The organism is Actinopolyspora mzabensis, assembly GCF_900101095.1.
Classification (GTDB): domain Bacteria; phylum Actinomycetota; class Actinomycetes; order Mycobacteriales; family Pseudonocardiaceae; genus Actinopolyspora; species Actinopolyspora mzabensis.
The window spans coordinates 38,724-55,968 of record NZ_FNFM01000003.1 but is presented as its reverse complement, the minus strand read 5'-3'; the positions used below and the strand labels follow the sequence as shown (position 1 = coordinate 55,968).

Here is a 17,245-nt window from a genome sequence, read left to right as displayed (position 1 = left end):
CACGACAGCCGCGGCACTTCCTCCGTCACCGTCGCGGAGGAAGGTGTCGCGGTTGCGACGTTCGGGCACGGAAACCTCGGAACCGTTTCCGAGAGCGGATGATTCGCCTAGCATCGCCGATGATGAACACCCCCGGCTCCCGGAATGCGCTGTCACTCTCGGAAGCGGAACGGGAATGGTTGGTTCGTTGGACGAGACTGCCGTCCACCTCCCAGGCGGTCGCGCTGCGCTGTCGTATCGTGCTTGCTTGCGCACACGGCCTGTCCGACGCGAGCGTTGCTCGCGGAATCGGAGTTTCCGCCCAGGTGGTCGGCAAGTGGCGGCGACGCTTCCGGAGGGGACGACTCGCGGCGTTGCAGGACCGGCCCCGTTCGGGGGCGCCACGGTCGATCTCGGAGGAACAGGTACAGACGATCCTCGAAGCGGTACTGACCGAACCACCGCCGAACGGAATCAGGTGGACCAAGCGCGCGCTGTCCAGCCGAGCCGGGGTGTCCCCCTCCTCGGCGATGCGGATTCTGTACCGGCTCGGCGTCAGCACCGCGCAAACCGGTCGAACGAACGAAGCCACCAGTAACGCTGCCCGGACGGCCCTCTACCTGGCTCCGCCGGAGTCGATCATGGTCATGGCCTTCGACGAGAGTCACGATCCCGACCACGGTGCGGGCAGGGTTTTCCCACCCGCTCCCGGTGACCACGACGTGGTGCTGCGTACGGAGCTGGCGAATCGTCTCTCCCAATCCACCGGAAACGACGATTCGGGGAGTCTGGTGCGGTTTCTGCGCAATCTGGAGAACCGAAAATTCCAGAACCTCGACCTCCACCTGATCTGTCACGGTCACGGAACTCGCAAGATCGAGGCGATCCGGCGTTGGCAGGAGCAACACTCGGGACTGCACCTGCACTTCACACCGGACAAGGAGCTGTGGTTGCGGTTGGTGGAGCGCTACTTCACACCGATCAGCACCTCCGGCGTCTCAGACGGACGGTCACCGCTAACCGTGTTCGCGTCGGAACTGCACCGCTGGTCACGGCAACGGCGCGGCACCAACACGTTCACGTGGTTCCAGCTGTGAAGCGGAAAACCGCCTCGGAGAACACGAATTCGTGGTCCACTCCGCCACGGAGAACGAGCATCCTCGCTTACATCGCCCGGCATGACGGAACGACACTCCGGCGAGGAGTACGAAGCGACCCAGTGGAATTCCGGCACGACACGTCGCACCGCTCTCGCCGCGTTCGGCGGGCTGGGAATCGGCACGCTCGCCACGGGAACCGCGCGGGCACGGGTGAAGGCTGCCGACATCGACACGGTGTCGCGAACTTCCGCCGCATCGTGCCCGGTTGGTATCGGAGGCGGACCACGCACATCCGCGTCAAGACGATCACCGGCGGGCACCGCGAGGACGGCGGCTGGCGAGGCGGGAACAGCTCGCACACCGGCCAGCTTTACTTTCCGGGTGAATTCAACGAACGACTCGTCCGCACCGAACCGTGTTCGCACAACAACGTTCCCCGGACCACCAACGCCGAGGACCTGTTGTACAGCTCGGGTGACGAGGGCTCGATGACGCAGTTGGACATCGGACGGGTACCGGCCGGATTCGTCCGACCGACGATCAGCGCCTCGATCGTACTGGGCATCCACCCGGAGGCGACCCCGCCGCCGGGTGGAATGCCGCCGGGAGCACGGCCACCGGGCTGAACACCGTTTTCCGGCGGGGTCGTCCGAGGTGAGCGCTCGGACGACCCCGCCGGAAGACTCGATCAGTGCGAGGAGGCCTTCTCCGCTCCGGCACCGGTCAGGGAACGTACCTCCATCTCGGCGTACTTGGCCTCGTCGTGTTCGCCGGAAAGCACGGTGCCGAGCCAACCGAGGAAGAACGAAGCCGGGATGGAGACCAGACCGGGGTTCTCCAGCGGGAACCACTGGAAGTCCACGCCGCTGAGCATGGCTGTCTCACTGCCGGACACCGCGGGTGAGAACACGATGAGCAGTATCGCGATGCCCAGGCCGCCGTAGATACTGCACAACGCGCCGGTGGTGTTGAACCGCTTCCAGAACAGCGAGTAGAGAATCGTCGGCAGGTTCGCCGAGGCGGCGACCGCGAACGCCAGGGCCACCAGGAACGCCACGTTCTGGTTGCGGGCGAGGATGCCGCCGACGATGGCCACGGCACCGATCACCACGGCGGTGATCCGTGCGACGCGGACCTCCGCCTGCTTGTCGGAGACCTCGCCCTTCTTGATGACGTTGGCGTAGATGTCGTGCGCGAAGGAGGCGGACGCCGTGATCGTCAGGCCCGCCACCACCGCGAGGATGGTCGCGAAGGCCACGGCGGAGATGAAGCCCAGCAGCACCGGACCACCCAACGCCTGGGCCAACAGCGGTGCAGCGGAGTTCGAGGCCCCCGGGGCCTGGCTGATCGTCTCCGGTCCGACCATGGCGGCCGCGCCGTAGCCGAGCACCAGGGAGAACAGGTAGAACAGCCCGATCAGGAAGATGGCCCAAACCACGGAACGACGCGCTTCCCGTGAGGTCGGAACGGTGTAGAACCGCATCAGTACGTGCGGCAGACCTGCCGTGCCGAGCACCAGTGCCAGGCCCAACGACAGGAAGTCCAACTTGCTGATCTCGGAGGTACCGTACTTCGCCCCCGGTTCGAGCAGTCGCTGCCCGTCGGCACCGGCCTTGTCCACGGCTCCCTGCAGCAGAGCCGAGAAGTCGAAACCGTACTTGGCGAGCACCCAGAGGGTCATCGCGCCGGCACCGGCTATCAGCAGGCCCGCCTTGATGATCTGTACCCAGGTCGTCCCCTTCATACCGCCGACGAGCACGTAAATGATCATGATGACGCCGACGACGGCGATCACCAGGCTGACGCCGACCGGGTTGCTGATTCCCAGCAGCAGTGACACCAGCACTCCGGCCCCGGCCATCTGGGCCAGCAGGTAGAAGAAGCTCACCGCCAGCGTCGAGGTCGCGGCGGCCGCCCGCACCGGGCGCTGGCGCATCCGGAAAGCGAGCACGTCACCCATGGTGAACTTGCCGGTGTTGCGCAGCAGTTCGGCGACCAGCAGCAGCGCGACGAGCCACGCCACGAGGAAGCCGATCGAGTACAGGAAACCGTCGTAGCCGTACAGCGCGATGGCACCGACGATTCCGAGGAAGGACGCCGCGGACAGGTAGTCGCCGGAGATGGCTATCCCGTTCTGCGGGCCGGAGAACGCGCGCCCGGCGGCGTAGTAGTCCGAGGCGGTTTTGGTGGTGCGACTGGCACGTAACACCACGACCAGGGTAACGACGACGAAAGCGACGAATATGCTGATGTTGATGACGGGATTGCTGCCCTGCAGCCCACCGCTCTGCGCCAACTGGGTCATTCCGACCTCCCCTCGATCTCCTCACGGATCCTGCCCGCCACCGGATCGAGCCGCCGGTTCGCGAACCGCACGTAGATTCCGGTGATCACGAAGGTGGACACGAACTGCAGCAGTCCCAGCACCAGACCAACGTTGATGTTGCCGACGAGCTTGATCGACATGAACCCGTGGGCGTAGTCGGCGAGCAACACGTACAGCAGGTACCAGCTCAGAAACAGCACGGCCACGGGAAAGACGAAACCGCGCAACCTGCGGCGCAGAGCCACGAAGTCCGCGCTGGCGTGGGCCTCCTTCCACTGTTCGACCGTCGGGTCACGGGACTCGGACTCATCGGTCGTCACGAGCGACCTCCTCACACGAAAGAGTGACTCAAGGCACAGTAGGAAGAGCGCGTCGTGTTGGGGAGACACGTGGGACGAATGGGCGAACCGTGCGACGAGCGGTGGATGAGCGGGGCTGCGAACGAGACGAACGAGGCGCTTTCCGAGAACACGACGCAGGCGACGCGGAATCAGTCGCCGATCCTTACCGTCCGGAGTCCGGCGTGGTTCGTTGATCCAGATGCAGCCGCAGCATGGCCGACCTCGCCCGCGGGGAGAATCCGCTTCGCAGTGAGACCAGCACCATCGTGCCGAAGGCGAGCGGCACCACCCACGGCGCCGGTTGAGCCAGCAGAATCGCCCACCAGCCACTCAGCTCCGGACCGAACAGCGTCACCACGATTCCGGCCGAGGAGCCGAGCAGTCCGAGCAGCACGCCGCTGACAGCGCCCGCCGCCGTTAGCCGCCACCACCAGATCCCCAGCACCAGCAACGGGCAGAAGGTCGCCGCCGCGAGCGTGAACGCCCAGGTGACCAGAATATTGGTCTCCAGCGGAGCCGCGAACAGCGCCAGCAGGATGACCACCGCGGCGGCGAGCAGCGCGGTACCGCGCAGGCGTCCCAGACCTCCGGGCGCGAGATCGTGCGAGACGGCTCCCGCGAGCACCAGCAACAACCCCAACGAGGTGGCCATGAACGCCGCGAACGCACCACCGGTCAACAACACGGTGAACAACGTTCCCGCCCAACCGGTGTCCACTCGCGCGGGCAACGCCACCACCACCGTGTCCGTCCCGCCGGACAGGTAGAGCCGCGGCAGCAGCACCCTGCCCAGCGCACCGTATACGCCGGGAAACAGGTAGAACACGCTCAGCAGCCCCACTGTGAGAGCAGCGGTACGACGCGCGGCCGCCCCGTCCGGGGTGGTGTGGAACCGAACCACCACGTGCGGGAGCCCCATGGTGCCGAACATGGTGGCGATCAGTACGGCCCAGGTGCCGAACAGCGGATGTCCGGCATCGGCGACGTCCAGCAACGGACGTTGCCATCGTTCTCCTCCCGGACGACCACCGGAACCGACGTGCGGAACGGGCTCTCCCGCCGGGAAGACGAGAGTCCGGCCCGCCCGCACCTGGTGCGTGCCCGGGTGCAGCACACGGGCACCACCCCCCGGCCGGTGAATTCGCGTCGGCTCGGTGATCCGGAAGGTGACCCCGATGCGGAACTCCACCCGGGTCCGTTCCTCGAACCGTTCGAACTCCACGGGCTGTAACGCCTGTTGCCGCACCTCGGCTCCGGCGTGCACCGTCAACCACACGGCAGGCACGGTGAACAGCAACAGCTTCAGGCAGAACTGCACCGCCTGCACATAGGTGGCCGCCCGCATACCGCCGAGCGCCAGGGTGACGCTGATGACGCCCCCGGCTACGACGACTCCGACCCAGTACGGGGTGGCGCTGACCGCACTGAGCACCAGCCCCGCAGTGCGGAACTGCGGCACCAGATAAAGCACCGCGATCAGCAGCACCACCACGGCCGTCAGCTTGCGCAGCACGGTGGAGGCCAACCGGGCCTCGGCGAAGTCGGGGACCGTCAACGCTCCCGAACGCCGCATGGGGGCGGCGACCAGCACCAGCATCGCCACGTAACCGGCTGTGAATCCGACCGGGTACCAGAGGGCGCCGGGGCCGTCCTTGACCATCATGCCCGCGATCCCCAGAAACGACGCGGCCGAGAGGTACTCACCGGAGACGGCGGCCGAATTCAGCAGCGGCGAGACCTGTCTGGAAGCGACCAGGAAATCCGAGGTGGTTCGCATCGCGGCGACGCCGCGCACTCCGACGAACAGGGTGAGCAGCACCACCGGGGCCACCGCCAGTACCGCCACTGTCATCGGTGCCGCTCCAGCCGCTCGGCTCGCCGCAACTGCCGCCACGCCAGCAGCACCATCGCCGGGAAGGGGACGAGCACGGGGATCAACCAGGAGGCCGGAATCCCGGCCACACGCAGTGTGGAGACCACCGGCAGGTAGACCTGCGCCAGGGGGAGACCGAACACGAGCAGCACCAGCCCGGACAACGTGATCGCCCCGTGAAACCGCTGGGCACGGTAGAGCTGGGCGGCCCGTTCGAGTTCGGCTGTCCCCAGCGGCGGCGCGCTCCAGTGGGTCCGTGAAACCCGTCGGACACGAGCCATGCGGGTCTGGGGGCTCATGACCGGAACTCGTTTACCCTCGCTCATCGGCCTCCCCGAGACGCACTGTCCAACTCGACCCGTTGCGCTTGATGCAACAATTTCTCGCGCAGTTCACGCGCGTGCCGTCTACTGACCGGGACATCACCGATCTCGGTGTGTGCCACGAGACCGCCCGCGGAGTCGCTACGCAGTTCCAGCACCGCCTGCAGCGCGACCAGAAAGCTGCGGTGCACCCGTTGGAAACCGGCCGAGCACCAGTACTCCGCCAGCCGTGAGATGGGCATCCGCACCACGTGCTCCCCGGACGGGGTGTGCAGGCGGACGTAGTCCCCATCGGCGGAGACGAAACGCACGTCGCCCCGGCGCACGTACTTGGTGCGCCCGGCGGTTTCCACCGGCAGCGCGGGCATCGCGTCGGTCGCCTGCACCTCCTGCTCCGAACCGGTGGCGTCGCCGGGTGAGGACACCACCCTGCTCACCTTGGCCAGTGCCGCTGCCAACCGTTCGGCCCGCACCGGTTTGAGCAGGTAGTCAACGGCACCGATGTCGTAGGCCGTCACTGCGTGCCCGTCGTAGGCCGTGATGAACACGATCACCGGCGGTGAACTCAGCTTGGTCAACAGCGAGGCGAGTTCGATGCCGTCGAGTCCCGGCATCGATATGTCCAGGAAGACCACGTCGAACCGGTCGCTCTGGATCAGTTTCAGCGCCGCCAACGCCTCATCCGCTCCCGTAACCTCGGCGACCTCGGGAGCGGCCCGCAGCATCTCGCGGAGTTCGTCCAGAGCGGGGCGAACGTCGTCGACAGCCAGCACGCGAAGTCCTCGTGTCATCGCGGCACCACTCCGGGTTGAAACATGGGAACCCGGAAAATCACCTTCGTCCCCGCCCCTCGCGCGGTCTCGAGGACCAGGCCGTACCAGGCACCGTAGATGGATCGCAACCTGCGATCCACGTTGGCCAGCCCAACGCTGTTCTCGGAACCACGACCGGCCAGTATCTCCTCCGCCTCGGCCGGATCCATTCCCACTCCGTCGTCCTCCACACTGATCACCAGATCACTTCCGGCCGCCTCACCGGAGACCTGCACGAGGCCGGCCCCGTCGTCCCCGACGAAAGCCGGTTGGATCCCGTGCCGCACCGCGTTCTCCACCAGGGGCTGTAGTACCAGGTAGGGCACGGACACGGCCAGCACGTCGGGTGCCACCCGGATCTGCACCCGCAGTCGGCTACCGAGCACCGCACGCTGCAGCGCGAGGTAGGTCTCGATGGCGTGGAACTCGTCGGAAACGGTGGCGTACTCACGGTTTCGTGCGAGCCCGTAGCGGATGAAATCGGCGAAATCGAGCACGAGCTCACGGCTACGATCGGGCTCGGAGCGGATGAGCGAGCCGATCACGGTCAACGCGTTGTAGACGAAATGCGGGGAGATCTCGGAACGCAACGCACGCAGCTCGGAACGCGCCGCCTGCTGGGCGGTGCTTTCCAACCTGCCGCGTTCCAACGAGTCCTCGATCCACTCTCCGGCCCGACTCACCGCGGACCCCGAGACACGACCGCTGACCAGCAGAACCCCCACCAGCTCCGCGCTCGAGTGGAGCGGAACGGCGGTCAGCGGCGGGCGGCCTTGGCGCGTCTCGGTGTGCAGCACCTTGTCGATCAACTTCGCCGCGCCTTGCGGGTCGTTCGGAGTTCCTGCCTGCACCCATTCGCCGGACAACCCGGTCAGCACCACCGCCCGGGCACGAAGCAGTCGTCGAAGATCCCGCGCGGCCGCTTTGACCCCGGTGCCGCTCAGACCTTCCCTGAGGTTCCTAGCGATACGGTGCGCCCTGGCCACGCTGGTCATCGGATCGGGAGCCGACCACCCGACCCCGGGGCCTGCGAAACCTGGTGCTCGATCGGCGGGCACGGCCATGAACGCTCCTAGCACTGTCGAGACGGCCCGCCGGATCCTAGTGCTTCGGCCACCGCTATCCGAAAGATGTTCATCGGACTCGGCCACCGAGGCCCCGGTCGTGCTGTCCCTCCCGAAGGTGAGACGGTAGCGCCTGTCGGGAACGGCTGGAAAGGCGATTCCGGACGGAATCTCGGCTCGTAACGATTCTGCGCTCCCCGGTGAACGCACCCGAAGTCGACGGTTCCAGCCAATTGGAATATTCCATCCAGTATGACGCACACGAATTGATCCGGTAACAGGTATTCTCATGATCGCGACGGGGCGTAAAATGTGCCGGCCGCGATCTCCGGACCCGTTCGCCGCAGGCGGAGGATTGATGACCAGATATTTTCCGCTGGTGTCGGCACTGGTGTGCTGCTACTTGGTGGCTGTGATCGCCGTTCTGGGCTCCGGGGTACTCACCGCGGAATCAGCGCTGATCGTCGACGACGTGGCCCAACTGATCAGTGGTTGTGGAGCGACGATCGCGTGCTGGTGGCGAGCTCGGCGCCACCACGGCGGTCAGCGGCACTGGCGGATGCTGCTGGGGATCGGCACCGCGGGCTGGACGGCGGGCATGGCGGTATGGGCCTGGTTCCGCACCTTCGCCGACACGCCGTTGCCGTCGCCCTCACTGGCCGATGTCGGGTTTCTGACCCTGCCGGTGTTCGCATTGCCCGCCCTGTTGGTGTTCGCCGAGGACGGTCGACCTGTCCGGGGAATCACGGCGCGCTCCTCCCGAGCGGCGGCTCGCACCCGCACCGTCCTGGTGCTGGACGGTCTGATCGTCACCGGCTCACTGTTCCTGTTGACCTGGGCGACAGCACTGGGCGCCGTGGTGCGTTCGGGAGCGCCGACCGCGCTGGGATTCGTGGTGGCGGTGGCGTATCCGGTCACCGATCTCGTACTCGTGGTGATCGTCGTATTGCTCGCCTCCTTCAGGCGGGCCCGCAACAGCCTGCGGCTGTTGCTGCTGGGTTCGGGGCTGATCGCCCTGTCGGTCTCCGACAGCATTTTCGCCTACCTGGTCAGCAGCGGGGCTGCCAGCATGAACCCACTGTTCGACGCGGGATTCGTGGCGGGACCGGCACTGATCGCGCTGGCAGCGATCGTCCCCGACGATCACGAAGCCGCGTCCGCGCACGAATGGCGGGAGCGAACCGTCGACTGGGCGCATCTCATGCTGCCGTATCTGCCGCTGATGGTGGCGGCCTGCTACACGACCGCGAAAACCGTGCTGGGAGCAGGAACGGACGACCTCGAAGTGGTCGGGGTTTTCCTGTTGTTCGTACTGGTCGTCCTGCGACAGCTGGTAACTCTCATCGACAACGCCAAGCTGTTGGAGAAGGTGCGGAACACCCAGCAGGATCTGGCTCACCAGGCCTCGCACGACCCGCTGACCGGGTTGGCGAACCGGACGCTGCTCTACGAGAGACTGCACGACAGCATCACACGCAACAGCCGGACGCATCATCCGTTCGGACTGCTGTATTTGGATCTCGACGGCTTCAAGACGGTCAACGACACCTTCGGGCACTCCGCGGGGGACGCGCTGTTGCGCGCCGTGGCCGACAGACTCCGCGAATGCGTCCGGACAGTCGACACCGTGGCCCGGCTGGGTGGGGACGAATTCGCCGTGCTGGTCGACACGGAACGCAGGCAGGAGTCCGAACTGGTAGGCGGGAGGGTGCTGGCGGCACTGCAACGCCCCTTCACCGTCGAAGGTCGAAGGCACACGATAGGCGGCAGCCTCGGGATCGTGCACTGTCCGGTCCACGAGGATATCTCGGCCCAGACACTGCTGCATCAGGCAGACGCGGCGATGTATGCCACGAAACAACGCCGCAAACAGCGGAGCGGCGAAACATCACTCCACGGGAGTGTCCCTGCCGATGACGACCCGGCGGGTGAGGAACCGGCGGAAGAGGATGTGAGCCCTGCCGACCCGACGATTCACGACGATCCACCGGAAAACGCCCACTGCGCTCAGGATGAGCCCCCGGCGCAGGAGGGCCCCGCCGTTGCGAAGGACCACGCCACCCCGGCCGACCCAGCTGTTCCGGATGACCCAACTGTTCCGGACGACGGGATGTCGCTGCACAACTGATCCACGCCGTTCCCGTAAGCAGTGGCTTCTCCGGGCGGAACCATGGAGCGGGACAGGATTACCGACGTGCGCGGTGAGATCGGATCCCGAGCGTGCGGCCGATGAGCACTTCGGGGAGACGGTCGGAGAACCGCCGTCTCCCCTGCCGGAGATCAGCGCCTCCGCCGGATCAGTGTTTCGGCAACAGCCCGAACACCGTGGCCGTGGCCCCCGAACCGTGGCGATGGGCGGGCCCGCCCGCCAACACCCAACCGCCTGTGGTGGGCAGACGTTCCAGGTTCGCCAAGACCTCCAGACTGATGCGGTGCCGCTGATACAACATCAGCGACACCCGGTACTGGTGGTCCGTTCCGACATCGGGACTGAAGGTGTCGGTACCGAGAGCACCGCGGTAACCGAGCCGCCCGGTTTCCAGCAGCCAACTCACCGCCTCGGGGGAGAACCCCGGGTGGTGCATCCGGCCCTGTTCATCGAGGTTGCGGAAGGCCGGGGTGCCCCATTTTTCCTGCCAGCCGGTCCACAGCACCACCGCGGCGTTCCGTGGAATCGGACCGTGCTGGCGTTCGAACCGCCACAGGTCCTCCACCGTGACCGCGTAGTCGGGATCGCGTTCGGACTCGCGACGAACGTCGATCTTGACCGCCGGAAGCAGCAGATCCTCGGGGTCCAACTCGTCGGCACCGGGTTCACCCGCGTTGAAGTGGCAGGGGGCCCCGAAATGCGTACCGGTGTGCTCACCCTCCTGCACGTACTGTAGGTAGAACCCGTCCTGTTCGAGCGTGGCCACGGTGCTCAGGGTGAATTCCGGGTCCCCCGGATAGATACTGGTCGTTTCCGGATCGTTGACGTGCGAGAGGTTCACCAACCTCATGTCGCCCGGGTCGAAACCCGGTCGGCGACCTCCCCCACCGGCCTCGGCCCGCGCGGAACGCGCCAAACCGACCGAGGCAGCCAACCCCGCACTCCAGCTCACCAGTTTCCGCCGTGCGAACAAACCATCCGTCCCTTCCGGAGGAGCTGTCGATCAATCGCCCGATCTCGTGTCACGACGAGGCGCGCTCACTGAGCACTCTCGGCGTGTCCGAATCGGACATCGTACCGGCCGTGCCCATCCGGCAGTGCGGCGCTACCGACGAGCAGTCCGACACCAGAAGAGGAGCACGGCGGGACTCACACGACCGGCGCTGCGCCACGCGGTTGTGGAAGTCCGTCCAGCATCACCGGCAGCGTGGCGTGCCCGTTGGCGATGAACCCTCCGGCCGATCGGAGTTCGGAACCCGTGACCGCGAGCCGCATACCGGGAAAGCGCTCGAACAGGGCGGGCAGAGCGACCTCGGCCTCCATGCGTGCTAGTGGCGCGCCGAGACAGTAGTGCGCGCCGTGTCCGAACGCCAGATGATCCTCGTTGTCCGACCGAGTGATGTCGAACTCGTCGGGGCGATCGTAGCGTTCCGGATCACGTCCGGCGGCAGCGTAACCGGCCAGGATGGGCTCACCGGCGCGAATGACGAGACCATCGAACTCGATGTCCTCGACGGCGTACCGCAACGGAACGTTGGCCAGCGGCGCCTGCCACCGCAGTGTTTCGGTGATCACCCGCTCCCAGGCGATGGAGCCTTCCCGGACCATGGCCAACTGCTCGGGATGCCGGAGCAAGGCGGTTATCGCGTGGTCGAGCAGATTCACGGTGGTCTCGTGGCCTGCTCCGATCAGCAGGATCAGTGTGTCCACCAGCTCACGCTCGTCGAGCCGGGCCTCGTTCTCGTCCCTGGCCTGCAACAGCACGCTGGTCAGATCGTCGGCGGGATCGGCGCGTTTGGTCGCCACCAGATCGTCGAGCAGGGTATAGAGTTCGTACTGGGTGGCCTGCACCTGCTCGGGAGTGGCCGAGGTGTCGAACACCCCGTCGACGATGCGGCGCAGTCCGGGGCGCACGTCGTCGGGGACACCGAACAGGTGGCAGATCACGGAGATGGGCAGCGGATAGGCGAACCGTTCGCGGAGATCGACACCGCCCCGCGGGGGCAGGGCGGCCAGCTCGTCGAGCAGCTCGTTGGTCTTCGTTTCGACGAAGGGGCGCATCGCGGCGACCCGACGCGGGGTGAACGCCTTGGAGACCAGCGAACGGAGTCTGCGGTGCTCCTGCCCGTGCGCGGTGAACATGTTGCGTACCGCGACCCAGCTCGCCAACGCCCAGTCATCGGGAATGTCGCCGTTGATCCAGCTCGGCCAGTGCTGTCGCGGATCCTTGGAAACACGGTTGTCCGCGAGTAACTCCCGTAATCGCCGATGACTGGTCACCGACCAAGCAACCACTCCCCCAGGTAGTTCAACGCGCGCCGCGGGGCCTTGGTCACGGAGCCGGCGCGCTTCGGTGTGGACGTCGTATCCGGTGGGATCCAGGACGTGTGGGCAGGACGATCGCTCCATCGGCCGCTTTCTCCAGGTGTCTCGTCACGACTGTCGGTCTCCTGGACAGGCGGGAAGTGCACCGGCAGCGCGGTCAGAGCACGGTGGAACGGTCCGGGTCGCCACTCCAACTCGTGGTCGGGCACAGCCAAGTCCATATCTGGCAACGTATCCAAAATGGTCTCGATCGCAACAGAGGCGATCAATCGTGCCGTGCCTCTCGCCGGACAGGTGTGCGGCCCGGCGCTCCAGGCCAGATGCGCCCGGTTGCCGTCGCGGCGGGTGGCCTGCAGTGCGGGATCGGTGTTGGCCGCGGCTATACCGATCACCACGGGCTGGTCCGCGGGAAGCAGCCTGCCTGCCAACTCGACGTCGCGCGTGGGGAAGGTGATGGCGTAGTTGGCCAGCGGCGGTTGTTTCCAGAGCACTTCGTCGATGGCGTCCTCCACCGGTAGCCGTCCTCCGGACAGATCGCCCGCGAACCGGTCGTCGGAGAGCCACAGCCGCAGCGCGTTCGTGATCAGGTTCTGCACCGGTTCGGCGCCGGCCCCCATGAACACCACGAGCTGCTGCACCATCTCCTCGTCGTCGAGATCGGCCTCGTGGGCCAGCAACCAGCTTGTTATGTCGAACGCGGGGTGTTGGCGACGCAGTGCGATCAGCTCCGCGATGCACTGGACGAGCTCCCGGTTGGCCCGTTCGGTGTCAAACCCGTCCCAAAGAGCGGTCATCGCTTCGACCATGCGGGTGGTCAGCTCCGCCGGGCTGCCGAAGAGCCTGTTGAGCACCAGCAACGGCAGCACTCGGGCGTACTCGGTGAGCAGATCGGCCTTCCCGTTGGGGCCGAAGTCCCGGATGAGGCTCTCGGCACTCTCGGTCACGTACCGACGCAGCGTCACGGAGTCGACCCGGCTCAGACTGTCGGTGATCGCCTGCCGCAACCGGGCGTGGGCCGGGCCGTCCTGGAACAGCACGTTGTCCCGGTACATCATCATCGCCACGACCGGACTGTCGGCGGGCGCCTCACGCTGCCAGGCACGAGAGTCCTTCGGGAAAGTCTCGGGGTCACGCAGCACCGAAAGGGCTGTCTCGTGATCGAGCACGAGTGTGGCGGGAACTCCCGGGGCGAGTTCGACCGAGGCGAGCGGCCCCTGCTCGCGCAGCTCGGCGTAGACGGCGTCGGGGTCGGCGGCGAACGTGTGATCGTGGATCGGCGTGGGATCGGCGTGCATCGGACAACCGGACAGCACGGCTGTCCTCTCGGGATCGGATTCGGTCATGCGGACTCCTGGGCGTGTTGAAAGGGCGAGGCGAGCACGTGTTCCACCAGGGAGATCATCGCTCGCGCGGTGCCGGAGCGATCACGAGCGTCACAGGTGACCAGTGGAATCTCGGGCAGTAGGTCGAACGCCTCGCGTAATTCCTCGTGGGAGGGAATGTCGACACTGCTGAAATCGTTGATCGCCACTCCGTAGGGCAGTCCCCGCTCCTCCAGCACGCTGATCACGTCGAAGGACTCCTCGAGCCGTGCCACGTCGGCAAGCACCAGCGCACCCAACGCCCCGTGGGCGAGGTCTTCCCACATCGACAGGAAACGCTGCTGACCCGGCGTGCCGAACATGTACAGCACCACCCTGTCGCTCAGCGTGCGACGGCCGAAGTCGAGCGCCACCGTGGTGGTGGTCTTGTCCGTGATCCCGTGCAGATCGTCGACGACCGCACCGTCACGGGTCATCGTCTCCTCGGTGTGCAACGGCTCGATCTCGGACAAAGTGTCGACGAAGGTGCTCTTGCCGACCGCGAACGGCCCGACGACCAGAACCTTGACGGCGGTACGAACGCTGTCCGGCAGGTAAACCTCACCGGAGGGCTCTGAGCCCATCAAGCACCTCCTGCAGTAGTTCGCGGTCCGGCCCGTGCTGCTGCCACTCGGTGGACAGCGTGGCCAGATGCCCCTCGTCCACCAGATCCGCCACTATCACCCTGGTGACGCTGGCCGGTAGTTCGAGATGGGCTGCGATCTCGGCGATCGACAACGATCCGCCGGAACACAGCCGCAGGGTCCGACGCTGCTCCGGAGAGAGCAGCGCGGGATCGGCATGCCGTGTGGCCTGGATGAGCGTGGTGAGATCGAGAGTGTTCCTGGTGGGATGAGCACGTCCCCCCGTGATCAGGTAAGGACGTACCAACGACTCCCGATCCCGCCTACGAGGCGGACTCATGATCGGTCACTGTCCCCGGATCGGGGCAGGGTTCCCAGTTCGGAGCCCAACTTCTGCACCACCGCGTGGAATCGCTGAGTAGCAGGACCCATGTCGACCTTCTTGGTGGTGGACACGCCCATGTAGGCATGGGGACCGGCGGCGATGAGGAAGATGTAGCCCGTGTCGAACTCGATGAGCGTCTGGTTCCACGTGGGTTGCGCGCCGCAGAACTCGGTGGCCGCGGCGGAGGAACCACGCAGCGAGGCCAGACACGCCGCGAACCGGTCTGCGTCGGCCTCACCGATGTCTCCCGTGGCCGTGATCACCAATCCGTCTCTGGCTAAGACCACAGCGCTGCGTACCTCCGGCAGCAGCACGTCGTCGAGCATCCAACGGAGTTCCGGGCGCCGGAGGGTGTTCGTACTCATGGGTGCGGGTCCTCATTCTCGTTCTCACCAACGGACACGGCACTACTGGACTCACTGGCCTGCTGCCAGGCAGCCAGCCCCGCGGCGCTGTCGGAATCCTCGGGCGGTGCCGAGTCCGGTTGTGCCGCGGTGGTTTCCCGTGTCCTGCGACTGCGTTTGGGCAGTCCCCCGGAAGTGCGCTTCCGGGCACGGCTGGACTGTTCCTCGTCGCCCGCCGAGCCGGTGGCCGTCTCCTGCCGGACCTCGCTCTCGTCGGCGGCTTCGATGTGGGTCAGCAACTCGTTGGGGACGAACACCACCGCCCGCATCCCGCCGTAGAGCGGAGGAGCGTCCACGGAGACGGTCAGTCCGTAACGGACGGCCAGCAGCCCGACCACGGCGAAGCCCACTCGGGGCGGATCACCGATCTCGTCCAGGGCGATCTCCTGTTTCGACAGCAGTCGTTCTGCGCGGCGCCGTTCCTCCAGCGGCATGCCGACGCCCGCGTCGTCGATCGTGATGGCGACGCCGTTGTGGGCGTGCTGCACTCCGACAGCGACCTGGGCGTACGGCGGGGAATAGCGCGCGGCGTTGTCCAACAGCTCCGCCACCAACAGGACCAGCGGTTCCACCACACGAGTGATGACGCCGAGATCGCCGACGGAATCGCCCTGGGTACTGGGACTGTAGGCACTCACGGAGATGCGCTGGTAGTCCCTGATCTGCGACTGGGCACCGCGGAGAATGTCCTGCAGGCTCGTCGCCGAACGCTGCTGTCCGATCCAGGCCCCGAACAGCACGGCGAACCCCCGAAGCCGCCTGCTGAGCTGTGAACCGGCGTGGTCGATGGTGTAGAGGTCGGCGAGCACGTCGGCGTCGTCGTGCCGGTGCTGCATGTCCGACACCGCCATGTGCTGTTCGGAAGCCAGCCCGCGCACGGTGTCCAACACACCGGTCAGGGTGCGCTGTGAGGAGTGTTCGGTGTGCTCGCGGGTGGCGCGCACGATCCGCTCGATCACATCGACGAGCTCGGCGAGGGACTCGGAGGCGAACGTGCCGTCCTCCCGCCACAGCGGACCCGGCACCGGTGCGCTCGACATCCCGTTGAGTGATTCGGCCAGCGCGGGCAGCCGCTTCGTCCTCAGGTGGTCGAGCTCGGCGAGATGCTGCTCGCGCTCCCGAACGAGCTCCGTTATCCGCTGTCGCTGGCGCGCGATGGCCGCCGCACCTGCTACCGCCAGGGCGGTCAAACCGGCGGCGCCCGCCGATCGCACCACCGACGCGGCACTCCAACGATGGTGGATCGAGGTCTTTGGGTGTTGTGTTGTCATGCGTCCCTCGTGAACGAACGTGCGGGGCACCATGCGTCATGGCAGCCACGGAGACGACACCGCTGTCGCCGGAGTTGCTCCCTGCCCGGCGACTCGCGGTCCGTAACGGACTGGCCCGGCACAACTCCGGTGCGGTGAGGTGGTCGCGAGCAAGATCGTACGCAACCGCAGGGATCAATCCTAGCGGTGGCCGGTACTAATACCGATCGGGTTGCCACTAGAGTGTGAAAGACGTGTATCCGTCCACACAGGAACGGTTATTCGTCGGAATACCCGCGGAACCACGTGTTTCGGAAACCTCGCGAGACTTCCGCAGCGAGATCGGCGCCCCGACGCGAGAACACGAAAAGCATCCGGGCCCGCTTCGGAAAGTCGCCACGGAGCTCGCACACGACTCCGAAACGGCCCCGGCCGGACCGAACGGTTCAACCGCGCTCGACGGCCGCTCGTAGCGCGTGCAGCGTACGCTCGATGTTGCGCTGATTGGCCTCCTGCCGGTATGTCTCACCGGTGGTCTCGGCGCTGACCGGGGTGTACCAGGCGGGACGCCGATCCCAGGTGCTCTCCACCACGAGACAGCCCGCCTCGGTGGGACTGAGCTCGAAACGCCAGTGCGAAACCGGCGTGTCGCCGTCGTCGACGTCGAATGCGAAGCATTGTCCACTTTCGGCTGCACGCACAGTAGCCACTGTCGACCAGGTTTTATCACCGTTCCGATTGAAGCCACGAAAACGAATCCCCGGCCGTGGGGATGTTTCGTCCAGCCAGGCGCAGGACTCGAGTTCCTCGGATACTTCTGCGAGAACATCGAGATCGGTGAGCATCCGGTAGACGAGCTCGGGCGTGACCGCCATCTCGAGTTCAGCGCGGGCTGCGGGTTCCAACACCACGACCTCCTGATAAGAACGATTTCCCCCCAATCTAACCCGCTGTGGGGGTGGGACTCCC

17 protein-coding genes are annotated in these 17,245 nt (G+C 66.2%); 3 read left to right on the top strand and 14 right to left on the bottom strand.

Annotated elements, in window-relative coordinates; translation table 11 throughout:
• Positions 1 to 98: 98 nt before the first annotated feature.
• Complete coding sequence (locus BLR41_RS05415) at positions 99 to 1,076, top strand: helix-turn-helix domain-containing protein (protein WP_092626902.1); 978 nt, start codon at positions 99 to 101, stop codon at positions 1,074 to 1,076.
• A gap of 260 nt (positions 1,077 to 1,336) precedes the next feature.
• Entirely contained in the window at positions 1,337 to 1,705 is a 369-nt protein-coding gene (locus BLR41_RS05410) for a peptidase associated/transthyretin-like domain-containing protein (RefSeq protein ID WP_092626901.1), read from the top strand.
• A gap of 62 nt (positions 1,706 to 1,767) precedes the next feature.
• On the opposite strand, the gene BLR41_RS05405 is transcribed toward BLR41_RS05410, so the two are convergent.
• From BLR41_RS05405 to BLR41_RS05380, 6 genes are all read right to left on the bottom strand, one after another.
• Positions 1,768 to 3,384, bottom strand: coding sequence for a solute symporter family protein (locus BLR41_RS05405; protein WP_092626900.1), 1,617 nt, complete (start codon positions 3,382 to 3,384; stop codon positions 1,768 to 1,770).
• On the bottom strand, positions 3,381 to 3,725 hold the full coding sequence (locus tag BLR41_RS05400) for a DUF485 domain-containing protein (RefSeq protein ID WP_092626899.1): 345 nt from the start codon (positions 3,723 to 3,725) through the stop codon (positions 3,381 to 3,383). The genes BLR41_RS05405 and BLR41_RS05400 overlap by 4 nt, the downstream gene beginning before the upstream one ends.
• 184 nt (positions 3,726 to 3,909) lie before the next feature.
• The gene (locus BLR41_RS05395) at positions 3,910 to 5,598 is read right to left on the bottom strand and encodes a sodium/solute symporter (protein ID WP_092626898.1); all 1,689 of its coding nucleotides are present in this window, start codon (positions 5,596 to 5,598) and stop codon (positions 3,910 to 3,912) included.
• Positions 5,595 to 5,918: a hypothetical protein gene (locus tag BLR41_RS05390; protein ID WP_245693915.1), complete on the bottom strand. Its 324-nt coding sequence runs from the start codon at positions 5,916 to 5,918 to the stop codon at positions 5,595 to 5,597. The genes BLR41_RS05395 and BLR41_RS05390 overlap by 4 nt, the downstream gene beginning before the upstream one ends.
• A 23-nt stretch (positions 5,919 to 5,941) precedes the next feature.
• On the bottom strand, positions 5,942 to 6,733 hold the full coding sequence (locus BLR41_RS05385) for a LytR/AlgR family response regulator transcription factor (protein WP_092626896.1): 792 nt from the start codon (positions 6,731 to 6,733) through the stop codon (positions 5,942 to 5,944).
• Complete coding sequence (locus BLR41_RS05380; protein WP_092626895.1) at positions 6,730 to 7,818, bottom strand: sensor histidine kinase; 1,089 nt, start codon at positions 7,816 to 7,818, stop codon at positions 6,730 to 6,732. Before BLR41_RS05380 ends, BLR41_RS05385 begins: the two co-directional genes overlap by 4 nt.
• A 358-nt stretch (positions 7,819 to 8,176) precedes the next feature.
• Here BLR41_RS05380 and BLR41_RS05375 point away from each other — a divergent pair, with 358 nt between their 5' ends.
• On the top strand, positions 8,177 to 9,946 hold the full coding sequence (locus BLR41_RS05375) for a GGDEF domain-containing protein (protein ID WP_176797833.1): 1,770 nt from the start codon (positions 8,177 to 8,179) through the stop codon (positions 9,944 to 9,946).
• Positions 9,947 to 10,115: 169 nt separating this feature from the next.
• Here the strand turns inward: BLR41_RS05375 and BLR41_RS05370 are convergent, their stop codons facing one another.
• The 8 genes from BLR41_RS05370 to BLR41_RS05330 all read right to left on the bottom strand — a co-directional run bounded on the left by BLR41_RS05370 (position 10,116) and on the right by BLR41_RS05330 (position 17,184).
• Positions 10,116 to 10,919, bottom strand: coding sequence for a cyclase family protein (locus BLR41_RS05370; RefSeq protein WP_218119928.1), 804 nt, complete (start codon positions 10,917 to 10,919; stop codon positions 10,116 to 10,118).
• Positions 10,920 to 11,116: 197 nt separating this feature from the next.
• Entirely contained in the window at positions 11,117 to 12,247 is a 1,131-nt protein-coding gene (locus tag BLR41_RS05365; RefSeq protein WP_245693914.1) for a cytochrome P450 family protein, read from the bottom strand.
• The gene (locus BLR41_RS23345) at positions 12,244 to 13,635 is read right to left on the bottom strand and encodes a cytochrome P450 (RefSeq protein ID WP_245693913.1); all 1,392 of its coding nucleotides are present in this window, start codon (positions 13,633 to 13,635) and stop codon (positions 12,244 to 12,246) included. Before BLR41_RS23345 ends, BLR41_RS05365 begins: the two co-directional genes overlap by 4 nt.
• Positions 13,632 to 14,237 carry a GTP-binding protein gene (locus tag BLR41_RS05355; protein ID WP_092626893.1) on the bottom strand — a complete coding sequence of 202 codons (606 nt, stop codon included), beginning with the start codon at positions 14,235 to 14,237 and terminating at the stop codon, positions 13,632 to 13,634. The genes BLR41_RS23345 and BLR41_RS05355 overlap by 4 nt, the downstream gene beginning before the upstream one ends.
• Positions 14,215 to 14,577 carry a DUF742 domain-containing protein gene (locus BLR41_RS05350; protein WP_092626892.1) on the bottom strand — a complete coding sequence of 121 codons (363 nt, stop codon included), beginning with the start codon at positions 14,575 to 14,577 and terminating at the stop codon, positions 14,215 to 14,217. The genes BLR41_RS05355 and BLR41_RS05350 overlap by 23 nt, the downstream gene beginning before the upstream one ends.
• Positions 14,574 to 14,987, bottom strand: a complete 414-nt coding sequence (locus BLR41_RS05345; protein WP_092626891.1) for a roadblock/LC7 domain-containing protein — start codon at positions 14,985 to 14,987, stop codon at positions 14,574 to 14,576. Before BLR41_RS05345 ends, BLR41_RS05350 begins: the two co-directional genes overlap by 4 nt.
• Positions 14,984 to 16,297 carry an ATP-binding protein gene (locus BLR41_RS05340; protein ID WP_092626890.1) on the bottom strand — a complete coding sequence of 438 codons (1,314 nt, stop codon included), beginning with the start codon at positions 16,295 to 16,297 and terminating at the stop codon, positions 14,984 to 14,986. Before BLR41_RS05340 ends, BLR41_RS05345 begins: the two co-directional genes overlap by 4 nt.
• Before the next feature lie 425 nt (positions 16,298 to 16,722).
• Positions 16,723 to 17,184, bottom strand: coding sequence for an SRPBCC family protein (locus tag BLR41_RS05330; protein ID WP_092627188.1), 462 nt, complete (start codon positions 17,182 to 17,184; stop codon positions 16,723 to 16,725).
• Positions 17,185 to 17,245 lie beyond the last annotated feature (61 nt).

Bases quoted from the DNA above. Each gene is read 5' to 3' on its own strand.
- BLR41_RS23345 (WP_245693913.1), bottom strand. From the start codon at position 13,635: ATGACCGAATCCGATCCCGAGAGGACAGCCGTGCTGTCCGGTTGTCCG.
- BLR41_RS05350 (WP_092626892.1), bottom strand. From the start codon at position 14,577: ATGAGTCCGCCTCGTAGGCGGGATCGGGAGTCGTTGGTACGTCCTTAC.
- BLR41_RS05395 (WP_092626898.1), bottom strand. From the start codon at position 5,598: ATGACAGTGGCGGTACTGGCGGTGGCCCCGGTGGTGCTGCTCACCCTG.
- BLR41_RS05345 (WP_092626891.1), bottom strand. From the start codon at position 14,987: ATGAGTACGAACACCCTCCGGCGCCCGGAACTCCGTTGGATGCTCGAC.
- BLR41_RS05385 (WP_092626896.1), bottom strand. From the start codon at position 6,733: ATGACACGAGGACTTCGCGTGCTGGCTGTCGACGACGTTCGCCCCGCT.
- BLR41_RS05380 (WP_092626895.1), bottom strand. From the start codon at position 7,818: ATGGCCGTGCCCGCCGATCGAGCACCAGGTTTCGCAGGCCCCGGGGTC.
- BLR41_RS05390 (WP_245693915.1), bottom strand. From the start codon at position 5,918: ATGAGCCCCCAGACCCGCATGGCTCGTGTCCGACGGGTTTCACGGACC.
- BLR41_RS05415 (WP_092626902.1), top strand. From the start codon at position 99: ATGATTCGCCTAGCATCGCCGATGATGAACACCCCCGGCTCCCGGAAT.
- BLR41_RS05375 (WP_176797833.1), top strand. From the start codon at position 8,177: ATGACCAGATATTTTCCGCTGGTGTCGGCACTGGTGTGCTGCTACTTG.
- BLR41_RS05405 (WP_092626900.1), bottom strand. From the start codon at position 3,384: ATGACCCAGTTGGCGCAGAGCGGTGGGCTGCAGGGCAGCAATCCCGTC.
- BLR41_RS05355 (WP_092626893.1), bottom strand. From the start codon at position 14,237: ATGGGCTCAGAGCCCTCCGGTGAGGTTTACCTGCCGGACAGCGTTCGT.
- BLR41_RS05340 (WP_092626890.1), bottom strand. From the start codon at position 16,297: ATGACAACACAACACCCAAAGACCTCGATCCACCATCGTTGGAGTGCC.